Raw genomic sequence first — 13,257 nt, 5'->3', positions numbered from 1 at the left:
CACCCAAGCTAGCGCGCCATCCGGCCCGCGATCGCCATCCGCGCGGCTTCGGCGGACTTCCGCACGGTCAGGTCCACCGAGTAGCCGTGCTTCACGAAGACGCCGTCGAGGTGGAACGTGCCGTAGCCGTGGGCCTGCGTGAACAGCTGCTCCATCAGTTCCAGCGCCGTCGGCGGGTCGGGGGCGACGGTCAGGCACAGCATCAGGAACTGGTCGGTCAGCCGCCGGGTCTGTTCGATCAGCTCCTCGTTGCCGGATTCGTGGAGCCCGTCGGCGTAGATGATGTGCATCCCGGCCCGGCGCTCGATCAGGTACCGCGTGTACGCGCCCGCGGCGGCGGCCAGCGCGTCCACCGGGTCGTCGTGGGCGGCGATTGCGTCGGCGACACGGTCGGCCAGCTGGCAGGCGATGTGGCAGGCGACCTCGGCGAGCAGGCTCTCGCGCGTCGGGAAGTGCCGGTAGGGCGCGCCGGGGCTGACCTTCGCCCGCTTCGCGACCTGCGCGACGGAGAACCCGGCGAGGCCCTGCTCGGCGATCAGGTCCAGTGAGACGCGTATGAGCTCGGCGCGGAGGTCGCCGTGGTGGTACTTCCCGCCCATGACCTGGATCACATCTTTCGTTCGGAATTGTAAGAGGCCTCTTACGTCAGCATGTAAGAGGGCTCTTACAAGGAGGCCCCATCGCAACAGTACTCACCTTGGAGGGTTCCATGAGCACGACGACGCACGCCATCGCCGCTCCGGCGCCGGGCGCGCCGCTCGCCCCGACCACCATCGAGCGCCGGGACCTGCGTCCGAACGACGTGCTGATCGACATCGCCTACGCGGGCATCTGTCACAGCGACATCCACCAGGCCAAGGAGGACTGGGGCCAGGCGATCTTCCCGATGGTGCCCGGCCACGAGATCGCCGGCGTCGTCGCCGCGGTCGGCTCGGACGTCACGAAGTACCAGGTCGGCGACCGCGTCGGCGTCGGCTGCATGGTCGACTCCTGCGGCGAGTGCGAGTACTGCCGCGCCGGCACCGAGCAGTTCTGCGTCAAGGGCAACATCCAGACGTACAACGGCGTCGGCTTCGACGGCGAGAACACCTACGGCGGCTACAGCAACCAGATCGTCGTGAAGGACGCCTTCGTCTGCCGGGTTCCGGAGGGCATCAGCCTCGACGTCGCCGCGCCGCTGCTCTGCGCGGGCATCACCACCTACTCGCCGCTGCGCCAGTGGGGCGCCGGACCGGGCAAGAAGGTCGCCGTGATCGGCCTCGGCGGTCTCGGGCACATGGCCGTCAAGATCGCCGCCGCGATGGGCGCCGAGGTGACGGTGCTGAGCCAGAGCCTCAAGAAGCAGGAGGACGGCCTCAAGCTCGGCGCTTCTTCGTACTACGCGACCAGCGACGAGTCGACGTTCGAGGTGCTGAGGGGCAAGTTCGACGTCATCCTGAACACCGTGTCGGCGAAGCTGCCGGTGGACGCGTACCTGAGCCTGCTGCGCGTCGGTGGCGCGATGGTGAACGTCGGCGCGCCCGGCGAGCCGCTGTCGTACAACGCGTTCTCGCTGCTCGGCGGCAACAAGGTGCTGGCCGGGTCGATGATCGGCGGGATCGCCGAGACGCAGGAGATGCTGGACTTCTGCGCCGAGCACGGCATCGGAGCGGAGATCGAGACCATCTCGGCCGACAAGGTCAACGAGGCCTACGAGCGCGTCGAGAACTCCGACGTGCGCTACCGGTTCGTCATCGACGCCTCGACCATCGGGGCGTGAGGCCGCAGGGTGCGCGGCAACCGCGTCAGAACACCACGGTGCGGTTGCCGTGCACCAGCACGCGGTTCTCCAGGTGCCACCGCAGCCCGCGCGCCAGCGTGACCTTCTCGATGTCGCGGCCCTTGCGGACCATGTCCTCGACCGAGTCGCCGTGGTCGACGCGGATCACGTCCTGCTCGATGATCGGGCCCGCGTCGAGGTCGGCCGTCACGTAGTGGCAGGTCGCGCCGACCAGCTTCACGCCCCGGGTGTGTGCCTGGTGGTACGGCTTCGCGCCGATGAACGACGGCAGGAAGCTGTGGTGGATGTTGATCGCCCGGCCCGCCCATTCGCGGCACAGCTCGGCGGGCAGGATCTGCATGAACCGGGCCAGCACCACCGCGTGCGGGTCGTGCTCGCCGACGAGCTTGCGGACCTGCTCGAACGCCTCGGCCTTGCCCTCCGGATCGCCGCTCGGGAAGCGCACGTGGTGGAACGGGATGCCGTGCGCGCGGGTGATGTCGCCCAGCGAGGCGTGGTTGCCGATCACTGCGGCGATGTCGACGTCCAGCTCGCCGGAGGCGACGCGGCCGAGCAGGTCGTACAGGCAGTGCCCGGCCTTCGAGACCAGCACGACCGCGCGGCGCCGCTCCCCGGTGTCGCTGACCTGCCAGTTCGAGTCCGCCGACAGTGACGCCGCGACTTCACCGAAGCGAGCGCGCAGCTCAGCGGCGTCGAAGGGCAGTGAGTCCGCGCGGACGACCTGGCGCGTGAAGAACCAGCCTGTGTCGGGGTCGGTGTGGTAGGCGGCCTCGACGATCCAACCACCGTGCTCGGCGAGGAACCCGGAGATCCGGGCGATGATGCCGGTGCGGTCGGGGCAGCCGAAGGTGATGACGTAGCGGCGTTCGGGAGCGGACACGCGTCCATTGTCTCCGGTGCTGGTCACGGCGCTGTGCGGGGCTCGGTGAGTGTGACGTCGCCGATGGTTTCGGCGCGGTTCGGACGGGACCGTCCAGTTCTCAGGATTCGCGGTCGGGGCAATGAATGGTGAGCGCACCGTCGCCAGGCACGCCGGACTCGTCGGCCGCATCGGGACGGAGGCTTGGACGCCGAGCGTTTCGAGCAGCCGCGGTGTTCGCCTGCGCCGACCGTAGCGCGCGCAGCCGCAGGCGCCGTCCGCCTTCGATCGCGGCGACCAGGCCGAGGCCGAGGGAGAAGGACAGCAGCAGACCTTTGGCCGGTTCGTCGGCGAAGGCCGCGCCGCCGACGGCACCGATCAGCGCGCTGTAGATCGACCAGAGGGTCGCGCCGGCGGCGTCGAGCGCGGCGAAGCGGGCGAACGGATAGCCGAGACTGCCGTTGGCGAGCGCGCTCGCGACGCGTCCGCCCGGCAGGTAGCGAGCGGCCATGATCAGCAGCACCCCGTGCCGCCGGACCTGTACCCGTGCCCAGGCGTAGCGGCGACGTCCGGACGGGCCGCGTTGCATCCGCGCGATGACGTGTGGTCCCGCGGCCCGGCCGACGGCGTAGCCGAGGCAGTCGCCTGCCAGGGCACCGGCGGCCGCGACGACGGCGAGTGCGGCGAGCCGTCCGGGGTCGGGGCCGATGAGCACCGCGACCGTGATCACCGTGGTCTCGCTGGGCATGAACGGCAGCAGCGCGTCCAGCGCGGACACGGCGAACACCAGCGCCCACAGCCATGGGGAGCCGAGGGTGCCGCGCAGCAGCTCGGTGATCTGGGCGAGCAGGGTCACCCGTCCATCGTGATCACTCCAGGTCGCCCCTGGGTGACGCAGCGGGGTGCACGGGATGAACAGCACTTTCCCGGATCGGGGGCAAAACGCGTTCGACGCGAGGGCAGAAAGCGCCGAAGCGCTTGATCAACAAAGAGAACCTGCCCTAGGTTCGGATCGCCACAGGGCCGTCACCGGAGGCTTGCTCCTTCCAGCGCGCCGGGGCCCTTTGCCAATTCGGGGAAGAAGAACGCATGCGTAGCCTCTTGAAGAAAACCCTTTCTGTCGGTGCCGTCGTGGCGGCCGCCGGCGTGCTGGTCGCGTCGCCCGCCGACGCGGTGGCCAACGGACGGCCCGCGCCCGCCGGCGCCTACCCGTTCAGCGTCAAGTTCACGATGACCAAGATCCCGAAGCCGGACGGCGGCACGCGCGACAGCGCGTGTTCGGGCGCGCTCGTCGCGCCGCAGTGGGTCATCACCGCGGGCCACTGCTTCCACGACGTCAACGGCACCCGGGTCAGCGGGCCGGTGCCGTATCCGACGACGGCGACGCTCGGCAAGGTCGACCTCGCCGACAAGGGCGGCGAAGTCCGCAACGTCGTCGAGGTCCGGCAGACGGACGTGAACGACATCTCGCTCGGGAAGCTGGACCGCCCGGTGACCGGCATCCGCCCGCTCGCGATCGGCAACGAGGCGCCGACCGTCGGCGAAAAGGTGGTCCTCGCCGGGTGGGGCGCGACGTCGTCGGTCGACCCCAAGCCGTCCACGCACCTGAACCTCGGCGAGCTCAAGGTGAACGCGGTGGCCGACTCCACGGTGGGCGTCGTCGGTGTCGCGCCCGCGAACGACACCAGCGCTTGCTCGTACGACTCGGGCGCCCCGTACTTCGTGGCGAAGGGAACCAAGGCGGGCACGCTCGTGTCGGTCGAAAGCGACGGCCCGGACTGCCCGCACGCCACGCCCGAGACGACGTCTCGCGTGGACGTGCTCGCCCAGTGGATCGCCTCAGAGATCGGCTGAGTCCGGGATATCTCGCGGGTTTCCGTTGCGCGGGGCCATGCGCCCCAATGTGGCGTTCGCTGCGTCCAACGCACCCAATGCCACATTGGGGCGTTTGAACCCCGTCGGAACGCTCACACGGGGGCGACACTGTCCCAGGGGACGGTGAGTTCGCCGAGGCGCCAGCGCGCGGGGCGGCCGAGCACCGGCCAGCCCCGCGCCGCGAGCATCCGCACGGTTTCCAGCCATCGGGCCCGCACACCGAACGACCGCAGCGGTGCAGCTGCCGCCCAGCAGGCATCCAAAGTGGACAAGAACGCGTGCACCCGCTCGCCGGGAACATTGCGGTGGATCAGGATCTTCGGCAGGCGTTCGGCCACTGTGGACGGTTGATCGAGGGCATCCAGCCGGAGCGACAACGTCAGCGAAACCGGGCCGGAAGCGTTCACGGTGACCCATGTGGACAGTCGTCCGATCTCGTCGCACGTGCCCTCGACGAGCAATCCGCCCGGCGCGATCCGCGAGAGCATCAGCGACCACGCGTCCGCGACCTCGTCCTCCGCGTACTGCCGCAGGACATTGAAGGCGCGCACCAGCACCGGCCGCGTCCCGGCCAGTTCGAACCCGCCCCGCCGGAACTCCAGCCGCGGCGGATCGGCCGCCCGCTGCGCGAAAGTCACCCGCACCGGGTCCAGCTCCAACCCCAGAACCCGGACATCCGGACGCACCGAACGCAGCCAGCGCGCCAGCTCGACCGTCGTCACCGGCGAAGCGCCGTAGCCGAGATCGACGACGAGCGGGTCCGGCGCACGACGCAACAACGCCGCGACAGCGGGGTCACCGGCCAGCCAGCGGTCGACACGCCGCAGGCGGTTCGGGTTCGTGGTGCCCCGGGTCGGCGCGCCGACGAGCGCGCCGGGTTTCAGTGGTCGGCCAGCCACTTCGCGGTGAATTCCCCCTCGCGCTCGAGCAGCTTCGTCACCTGCTCGGCGATCACGCTCTCCAGCTTCGCGCCGAACAGCGGGATCCGCACCGTCACCTCGCCGCGGGTCAGCAGCACGACACGGTCGCCCGACACCGCGAGCGACGTCCGCGCGGTGATCTCGCCCGGCACGCCACCGACCTCGACGGTCGCCTCGCCGGTGTAGTCGTCGCCGTCCGGCCGCCAGGTCTGGGTCCGGTGCACCACCAGGTCGCCCTTGTGCAGCGCCCGCACGGCCTGGGGGAGCCGCTCGGCGCTGATGCCCTGGCGCAGTTCGTAGGAGATCTCGTCGTCGTCCGACCAGGAGTACGCGAGCAGCGCCGCGCCGTCGCCGCCCAGCCGCTCCAGCCGTGCCGCCAGCGCGTCCTCCCCGGCGACCGCCGCCAGCACGTCGGCGACGTCGTCGGAGAACTCTGCGCGGTGCTCGATCCGAGATCCCATGAGCCGGACAGTACCGTTTGGGAGCGTGAAGCCTGCCGAAACTCCCGCCGCGACGCACCTCGCCGCCCACACCACGCTGCGCCTCGGCGGCCCCGCCCGCCGGTACGTCACCGCCGTGACCAGCGCCGGCCTCGTCGACGCCGTCCGCGAGGCCGACGCCGCGGGTGAGCCGGTGCTGCTGCTCGGCGGCGGTTCCAACCTCGTCGTCGGCGACGCCGGGTTCGACGGCACGCTCATCGAGATCGCCACCACCGGCTGGAGCCGCGACGGGAAGATCGTCGAGGTCGCCGCCGGGCAGAACTGGGACGAGTTCGTCGCCGCGCTCGTCGCAGAGGGGCTCGGCGGGCTCGAATGCCTGTCCGGCATCCCGGGCTCGGTCGGCGCGACGCCGATCCAGAACGTCGGCGCCTACGGCTGCGAGGTCGCCGAATCGATCGTCTCGGTCGACCTCTACGACCGCGCCACCGGCGAGGTCCGCACGGTCAAGGCCGACGAACTCGGCTTCGCCTACCGCACCAGCGTGCTCAAGGGCACCGACGCGGGAGTGGTGCTCACCGTCCGCTTCGAGATCCGTGAGGACGGTCTTTCCGCGCCGATCCGGTACGCCGAACTGGCACGGGTGCTCAACGTCGAGAGCGGTGCTCTCGTCCCGGCCGCCGACGCGCGGGAGGCCGTGCTGAACCTGAGGCGTGGCAAGGGAATGGTGCTCGACCCGGCCGACCACGACACGTGGAGCGCGGGCTCGTTCTTCACCAACCCGATCCTTCCCGCCGCCGAAGCCGACGCCGTGCTGGCGCGGATCGGCGGCGTCGTGGGCGCCGAGGTGAAGGTCCCGCGGTATCCGGCGGACGGCGGCGTCAAGCTGTCGGCGGCCTGGCTGATCGAACGCGCCGGATTCACGAAGGGACATCCCGGGCCGGGCGGACGCGTTTCGCTCTCGACCAAGCACACGCTCGCGCTGACCAACCGCGGCGAGGCCCGTACCGAGGACCTGCTCGCACTGGCCCGCGAGGTCCGCGACGGCGTCCGCGACCGCTTCGGTGTGACGCTGCACCCAGAGCCGTTGCTCATCAACTGCGCACTGTGAACCGGGTTTTGTGCTCCTGAACACTGGCAACCCGTTCCCCGCACGGGCGTCTACACAGGTAGTGGGCCTGGGTGACCTTGCGGGTCGGCAGGTAACGTCGAACCCGTCGCCGACGTTGAGAGCGTGGAGGCTGCCGGTCGGCGAGGGGGCAAGCGGGAGGTTGTAAGTGTTGGATCGCCGCATGGTGTTCAAGGCCGCACTGGCCGCAGGGGCCACGGTCATCGTCGCCGCGTGTTCGGGGGAGGACAACGGAGGCAGTGGCGGCAATGGGGGACAGCCGTCCGCGCCGGCGCAGCCGAAGGCGAAGATCACCGCCGTACCCGCCGTCGACGCCAAGGACGCACCCGTCGCGACGCCGGTTGTGGTGAAGGTCACCGAAGGGAAGCTCACCGAGGTTTCGCTCACCGGTGACGGTGGCAAGCAGGTCAAGGGCGAGCTCGCCAGCGACGGGCTGAGCTGGACCAGCGCCGAGCCGCTCGGCTACGGCAAGACCTACACCTACGCCGCGAAGGCCACCGGCAGCGACAACAAGGTCGCCGAGCTCAAGGGGGCCTTCACCACGCTGAAGCCCGCGAGCCAGAACCGGGCGACGCTCAACCCGATCGACGACGCCCAGGTCGGCGTCGCGATGCCGATCAGCGTCAAGTTCGACTCCCCGGTGAAGGATCGGGTCGCGGTCGAAAAGGCGCTCACCGTCAAGACCGACAAGCAGGTCGAGGGCGCGTGGGGCTGGCTTTCCGACACGCAGGTCGACTACCGGCCCAAGGAGTACTGGCCCGCCAACATCACGGTCGACGTCGAGGCGAAGCTGTACGGCGTCGACCTCGGCGGCGGGGTGTACGGGAAGTCCGACGTCACCACGAAGTTCAAGATCGGCCGCAACCAGGTCGTCAAGATCAACACCCCGGACCACCAGATGAACGTCTACCGCGACGGGGCCAAGGTCAAGAGCTACCCGTGCAGCAACGGGCTGGACTCCGACGTCGAGCGCAACACCCCGCTCGGCACCTACATCATCATGGAGAAAAAGGAACACGCCGTCTTCGACAACGCCCGCTACGGCTACACGAACGTCAACAAGAAGTGGGCGTGCCGGTTCTCCAACCACGGCGAGTTCATCCACGAGAACCAGGACAACGCGGCCGCGATCGGCAAGACCAACAACTCGCACGGCTGCGTGAACCTGCTCGACGCGGACGCCAAGGAGTACTTCTCCTCGGCGCTGATCGGCGACCCGGTCGAGGTCACCGGCTCGAAGCTCGGGAAGCAGACGCAGTCCGACGTCAACGACTGGCTCTACGACTGGGGCACCTGGAAGTCCTTCTCGGCGGTCAAGTAAGTGCGTACCGAAGTCACCGGCGCCGACGGCGCCAGAATCGGCCTGTCCGTGGGCGGCGCGCGGCACGCGCGACCGCTCGTCCTCGTGCACGGCTGGGCGCAGTCGTCCCGTGTCTGGGCGTCGCAGTTCGCGGATCCCGCGCTGGCCGGGCAGTTCCGGCTCATCGCGATGGACCTGCGCGGCCACGGCGCGTCCGACACGCCCAAGCAGGGCTACGACGACCCGCGGGTGTGGGCCGACGACCTGGCCGCGGTGCTGGAGTTCGCCGGTCCGGACCCGATCGTGGTCGGCTGGTCCTACGGCGGGCTCGTCATCACGGACTACCTGCGCGTGCACGGTTCCGCACGCATCGGTGGCATCGTGCTGGCCGGGGCGCTCACCGAGATCGGCAAGGGGCACGAGGGCGGCCGGATCGGCGACGCGATGCGCGCGGCGATCCCGGCGGTGCTCTCGGAGGATCCGGACGTCGCGGTGCCCGCGCTGATCGAGTTCAGCAAGGCCATGGCGGCGAAACCGGTTCCCGGACCGCTGGCGCAGGCCCTGCTCGGCAGCTGCCTGAGCGTGTCGCCGTCGGTGCGGTCCGCGATGTTCCGCCGCGACGTCGACAGCGCGGAGGTGCTGGCCGCGATCGACAAGCCCTGCCTCATCGTGCACGGGACGAACGACCGGGTGGTTGCCCCCGCGGCCGCGGAATACGCCGCCGGGAAGATTCCGGGGGCCGTTCTGCGTTGGTTCGTTGACGCGGGGCATCTGCCGTTCGTCGAGTCAGCGGAGGAATTCAACTCCGTGCTTCGGCAGTTCTCCGGAGAACAGCCACAGCACCGGTAGATACCACAGGAGTTGACCAGGTGAGCATCTCCCTGCAGGGGTTTCGTGCTGCGCCGCGCCGGATCGCGGTCATGTCCGTGCACACGTCTCCGCTGGAACAGCCCGGCACCGGTGACGCCGGCGGGATGAACGTCTACATCAGCCAGACCGCCACCGAGATGGCCCGCCGCGGGGTCGAGGTGGAGGTGTTCACCAGGGCCACCTCCTCGGACCAGCCGCCGCTGGCCGAGCTGGCGCCGGGGGTCACCGTGCGGCACGTCCCGGCGGGGCCGTTCGAGCCGCTGGGCCGCGACGAGCTGCCCGCGCAGCTGTGCGCTTTCACCTCCGGCGTGCTGCGGGCCGAGGCGTTCCACGAGCCCGGCTACTACGACCTCATCCACTCGCACTACTGGCTGTCCGGCCAGGTCGGCTGGCTCGCGCGGGACCGCTGGGGCGTCCCGCTCGTGCACACCGCGCACACGCTCGCGAAGGTCAAGAACGCCGCGCTCGCCGAGGGGGACACGCCGGAGCCGCGGACGCGGGTGATCGGCGAGGAGCAGGTCGTCGCCGAGGCCGACCGGCTGGTGGCGAACACACCGGTCGAGGCGCGTCAGCTGATCGAGCTGTACGACGCGCCGCAGGACATGGTGCACGCGGTGCCGCCAGGGGTGGATCTCGACCGCTTCACGCCGGGCTCGCAATACGCGGCCCGTGCCGCGCTGGGGTTGCCGCAGGACGCCGTCGTGCTCGCGTTCGCCGGGCGCATCCAGCCGCTCAAGGCGCCGGACGTCCTCCTGCACGCGGCGGCGGAGCTGCTGCGGAAGCGGCCGGAGGTGGCGTCACGGCTGGTCGTTCTGGTCGTCGGCGGCCCGTCGGGGACAGGGCTGGAGCAGCCGCAGGCGCTGCGCGAACTGGCCGTCTCGCTGGGGATCGAACGGCACGTCTCGTTCCTGCCGCCGCAGCCGGGGCAGGCGCTGGCGAACGTCTTCCGTGCGGCCGACGTCGTCGCGGTGCCGAGCTACAACGAGTCCTTCGGGTTGGTGGCGCTGGAGGCGCAGGCGTGCGGGACGCCGGTGGTGGCGGCCGAGGTCGGCGGGCTGCCGGTGGCCGTGCCGCACGGCGTGTCCGGGCTGCTGGTGCCCTCGCACGGCGCGCCGGAATGGGCGGACGCGCTGGCGTCGGTCGCGTTGCGGCCGGGGCGCCGGGCGGAGCTGGCGGCGAACGCGGTCACCCACGCGCGGCGGTTCTCCTGGCGGCGCACCACGGACTCGCTGCTGGACATCTATGCTCAGGCCACCACCGCGTTCCGGCGGGCGCTGGAACTACGTTCGGAGGTTGCCGTCTGATGCTCGACGCCGTCATCAAGTCCACTTTGGACGCCGCGGAGCTGAAGTACGACCGGCGGGGTCCCGGCAAGTACTTCGTGACACTGCCCGGAACCAAGAAGCTCCAGACGAACTGCTGGCTCGTCGAGGGTGACCACGCGTTCTCGGTGGAGGCGTTCGTCTGCCGCCGTCCCGACGAGTCGCATGAGGACGTTTACCGTTTTCTGTTGCAGCGCAACGCGAAACTGTACGGGGTTCACTACACAGTGGACAGTATGGGGGACATCTACCTGGTCGGCCGGTTCGGCATCGACACGGTCACCGAGTCCGAATTGGACAAGATTCTCGGCCAGGTCGTCGAGGCCGCCGACGGCGATTTCAACATCCTGCTGGAGCTCGGGTTCGCGACGTCGATCAAGCGTGAATGGGACTGGCGGGTCTCGCGTGGCGAGTCGCTGGCGAACCTCCAGGCGTTCCGGCATCTGGTCGAACCCGCGAAACCGCACGAGCCTGGCTTGACCGACTCGTGACCAGGCGCGTGCAACCGCGCTGATCGTCCCGTTCGTCCTCCCGCCATGACTGGAGGGAGAACACGGATGCGGACCAGGTGGAGAGCGGCGCTCGCGGCGGCCGGGCTGGCGCTGGTGCTCGCGGGATGCACGAACGGGGCGAAGGAAAGCGCGGCGCCGATGCGTGCCGACAGCGCGGGCTCGGGCAACTCCGCGCCGGTGGAGCAGGGCAAGGCGCCGCAGCCGGACAAGGGCAAGAGCGGGGCGCCGGTGCCGGTCGGCCAGCCGGGCGTCAGCGACCGGAAGCTGGTGCGCACCGCGCGGCTCGAACTGAGCACGCCGAAGGTGGCCGACGTCATCGGGCGCGCACGTCAGGTCTCGCAGGCCGCCGGCGGCTACACCGGGCAGGAGAGCAGCGGCGGCACGCACGCGACGCTGAGTCTCGCCGTGCCCGCCGAGAAGCTCGACGGGGTACTGGACGAGCTGGCCGGGCTGGGGAAGACCGTCAAGCGCGAGCTGAACACCCAGGACGTCACCGAGCAGACCGTCGACGTCGAGGCCCGGCTCGCGACGCAGCGGGCGAGTGTCGAGCGGATGCGGGCGCTGCTGGCGAAGGCGACGTCGGTCACGGAGATCTCGGCGGTGGAGACCGAGCTGACGCGCCGGGAGGCGGATCTGGAGTCTCTGGAGCAGCGTCGCAACTCGCTGGCGGGCAGCGTAGCGATGTCCACGATCACGCTGACGGTCTCCGAGGGCACGCCGCCTCCTGCCCCCGCGCCCGAGGGGCCGAGCGGCTTCCTGGGCGGCCTGGCGGGCGGCTGGCACGCCTTCCTGGTCTTCGGCGGCGGCCTGCTCACCGTCGTCGGCGCCATGGCCCCCTTCCTGCTCGTCTTGGGCGTCCCCGCGGTCGCGGTGCTCCTCTGGCTCCGCAAACGCCGCCGCGAAGCCAAGGTGACTGCCGAGACGGTCCCGGACGCGACGACGTAACCACGCTGGGTCCGGCACCGGACGCACCGTGGGGGTGTGGGGGCTCGGCCCCCACTACGAAACGGGACACCGGGAGGAAACCGCCAGGTTTCCGACTAGGCGAAGCCGGTCAGCGGAACGGCTCGAGGGAGGGGGGAGTCGCGATCTCGAGCCGTCCCGCTGAAGTTCCCGCCTCGGTGGACCCGGTGACGAGGGGGATGCCAACGGGGCCTGGCGGGCCGCGGCTCGGCAGGGGGGAGACGAGCCGCGGTCGTACCCGACTCCGGCCGGGGAGTGCGTGGAATCCGGCCGAGTAGGACGTAGCCAAACCTGTCAGATGTCGACCAGTAATCACAAGACTACTGGTTACTCCGTTCGAGTGAACTTTCCTACCGGGGATAACGGAGTGGAGTGCATTGCACCTTTTTTCGCGCTTGTTGACAGTCGGCCTTCTGGTCGGGTGAAAGTGTTACTCATCGGTAACGCACTCTGTGTAGAACACCGTTCAAGCCGGCCCGGCAACCCGGCCTCGCGGCGGGCGCGCGGAAGGGTTCTGGCAGGCTGTGGGCATGGCCGAACTTGGGACGCTGGTGCTGCTGCGACACGGGCAGAGCACGTGGAACGCGGAAAACCTGTTCACCGGCTGGGTCGACGTGCCGCTGTCGGAGCAGGGCGAGGGCGAGGCCCGCAAGGGCGGGCAGCTGCTGGCAGGCTCCGGGCTGCTCCCGGACGTCGTGCACACCTCGCTGCTGCGGCGCGCGATCTCGACCGCGAACATCGCGCTCGACGCCGCCGACCGGCACTGGATCCCGGTCAGGCGCGACTGGCGGCTCAACGAGCGGCACTACGGCGCGCTGCAGGGCAAGAACAAGAAGCAGACCCTCGACGAGTTCGGCGAGGAGCAGTTCATGCTCTGGCGCCGCTCGTACGACACCCCGCCGCCGGAGATCGACCCGGCGGACGAGTTCAGCCAGGCGGGCGACCCGCGCTACGCCGGCCTCGGCGACGCGGCGCCGCTGACCGAGTGCCTCAAGGACGTCGTGGCGCGGCTGCTGCCGTACTGGGAGACCGCGATCGTGCCGGACCTGCGGGCGGGCCGGACCGTGCTCGTCGCCGCGCACGGCAACTCGCTGCGCGCGCTGGTGAAGCACCTCGACGGCATCTCGGACGCGGACATCGCGGGCCTGAACATCCCGACCGGCATCCCGCTGCGCTATGACCTGACCGAGGACCTGAAGCCGGTCAAGCCGGGTGGCGAGTACCTCGACCCGGACGCCGCCAAGGAGGCCGCGGCCGCCGTCGCCAACCAGGGACGCTGACGGTATATCG

The 13,257-nt window shown here is 70.1% G+C and carries 14 protein-coding genes; 9 read left to right on the top strand and 5 right to left on the bottom strand.

The features are described 5' to 3' along the window. Positions 1-8: 8 nt before the first annotated feature. The gene (locus ACFW0G_RS06180) at positions 9-611 is read right to left on the bottom strand and encodes a TetR/AcrR family transcriptional regulator (protein WP_378323689.1); all 603 of its coding nucleotides are present in this window, start codon (positions 609-611) and stop codon (positions 9-11) included. Between the two features lie 98 nt (positions 612-709). On the opposite strand from ACFW0G_RS06180, the gene ACFW0G_RS06175 reads away from it, so the two are divergent. Further along, entirely contained in the window at positions 710-1,759 is a 1,050-nt protein-coding gene (locus ACFW0G_RS06175; protein WP_378323688.1) for an NAD(P)-dependent alcohol dehydrogenase, read from the top strand. Positions 1,760-1,784: 25 nt separating this feature from the next. On the opposite strand, the gene purU is transcribed toward ACFW0G_RS06175, so the two are convergent. Then, the gene (gene purU / locus ACFW0G_RS06170) at positions 1,785-2,660 is read right to left on the bottom strand and encodes a formyltetrahydrofolate deformylase (RefSeq protein ID WP_378323686.1); all 876 of its coding nucleotides are present in this window, start codon (positions 2,658-2,660) and stop codon (positions 1,785-1,787) included. Positions 2,661-2,760: 100 nt separating this feature from the next. Beyond that, the gene (locus ACFW0G_RS06165) at positions 2,761-3,495 is read right to left on the bottom strand and encodes a DedA family protein (protein WP_378323685.1); all 735 of its coding nucleotides are present in this window, start codon (positions 3,493-3,495) and stop codon (positions 2,761-2,763) included. 233 nt (positions 3,496-3,728) lie between these two features. Here ACFW0G_RS06165 and ACFW0G_RS06160 point away from each other — a divergent pair, with 233 nt between their 5' ends. Then, on the top strand, positions 3,729-4,493 hold the full coding sequence (locus ACFW0G_RS06160; protein ID WP_378323684.1) for a S1 family peptidase: 765 nt from the start codon (positions 3,729-3,731) through the stop codon (positions 4,491-4,493). 113 nt (positions 4,494-4,606) lie between these two features. Here ACFW0G_RS06160 and ACFW0G_RS06155 read toward each other — a convergent pair whose 3' ends face one another. Both ACFW0G_RS06155 and ACFW0G_RS06150 read right to left on the bottom strand, forming a co-directional pair. After that, the gene (locus ACFW0G_RS06155; RefSeq protein ID WP_378323682.1) at positions 4,607-5,413 is read right to left on the bottom strand and encodes a class I SAM-dependent methyltransferase; all 807 of its coding nucleotides are present in this window, start codon (positions 5,411-5,413) and stop codon (positions 4,607-4,609) included. Next, on the bottom strand, positions 5,395-5,895 hold the full coding sequence (locus ACFW0G_RS06150; protein WP_378323681.1) for a DUF2505 domain-containing protein: 501 nt from the start codon (positions 5,893-5,895) through the stop codon (positions 5,395-5,397). The genes ACFW0G_RS06155 and ACFW0G_RS06150 overlap by 19 nt, the downstream gene beginning before the upstream one ends. 25 nt (positions 5,896-5,920) lie before the next feature. Here ACFW0G_RS06150 and ACFW0G_RS06145 point away from each other — a divergent pair, with 25 nt between their 5' ends. The 7 genes from ACFW0G_RS06145 (at position 5,921) to ACFW0G_RS06115 (ending at position 13,247) form a co-directional block, all read left to right on the top strand. Next, a complete protein-coding gene (locus ACFW0G_RS06145; RefSeq protein ID WP_378323680.1) occupies positions 5,921-6,982 on the top strand; it encodes a UDP-N-acetylmuramate dehydrogenase in 1,062 nt (353 codons plus the stop codon). Positions 6,983-7,148: 166 nt separating this feature from the next. Continuing rightward, positions 7,149-8,321 (top strand): Ig-like domain-containing protein, encoded by a 1,173-nt coding sequence (locus ACFW0G_RS06140; protein WP_378323679.1) that lies wholly within the window; start codon positions 7,149-7,151, stop codon positions 8,319-8,321. Next, positions 8,322-9,149 (top strand): alpha/beta fold hydrolase, encoded by an 828-nt coding sequence (locus ACFW0G_RS06135; protein ID WP_378323678.1) that lies wholly within the window; start codon positions 8,322-8,324, stop codon positions 9,147-9,149. Positions 9,150-9,220: 71 nt separating this feature from the next. Then, the gene (mshA, locus tag ACFW0G_RS06130; RefSeq protein ID WP_378323731.1) at positions 9,221-10,474 is read left to right on the top strand and encodes a D-inositol-3-phosphate glycosyltransferase; all 1,254 of its coding nucleotides are present in this window, start codon (positions 9,221-9,223) and stop codon (positions 10,472-10,474) included. Next, positions 10,474-10,983: a YbjN domain-containing protein gene (locus tag ACFW0G_RS06125; RefSeq protein ID WP_378323677.1), complete on the top strand. Its 510-nt coding sequence runs from the start codon at positions 10,474-10,476 to the stop codon at positions 10,981-10,983. Before mshA ends, ACFW0G_RS06125 begins: the two co-directional genes overlap by 1 nt. 66 nt (positions 10,984-11,049) lie before the next feature. Further along, positions 11,050-11,949, top strand: coding sequence for a DUF4349 domain-containing protein (locus ACFW0G_RS06120; RefSeq protein ID WP_378323675.1), 900 nt, complete (start codon positions 11,050-11,052; stop codon positions 11,947-11,949). A gap of 548 nt (positions 11,950-12,497) precedes the next feature. Further along, entirely contained in the window at positions 12,498-13,247 is a 750-nt protein-coding gene (locus ACFW0G_RS06115; RefSeq protein ID WP_378323674.1) for a phosphoglyceromutase, read from the top strand. Positions 13,248-13,257: the final 10 nt, after the last annotated feature.

The organism is Amycolatopsis sp. NPDC058986, from assembly GCF_042741125.1.
Classification (GTDB): Bacteria; Actinomycetota; Actinomycetes; order Mycobacteriales; family Pseudonocardiaceae; genus Amycolatopsis.
Note: the sequence above shows the minus strand (reverse complement) of the source record. Positions and strands in the feature narration are given on the sequence as shown.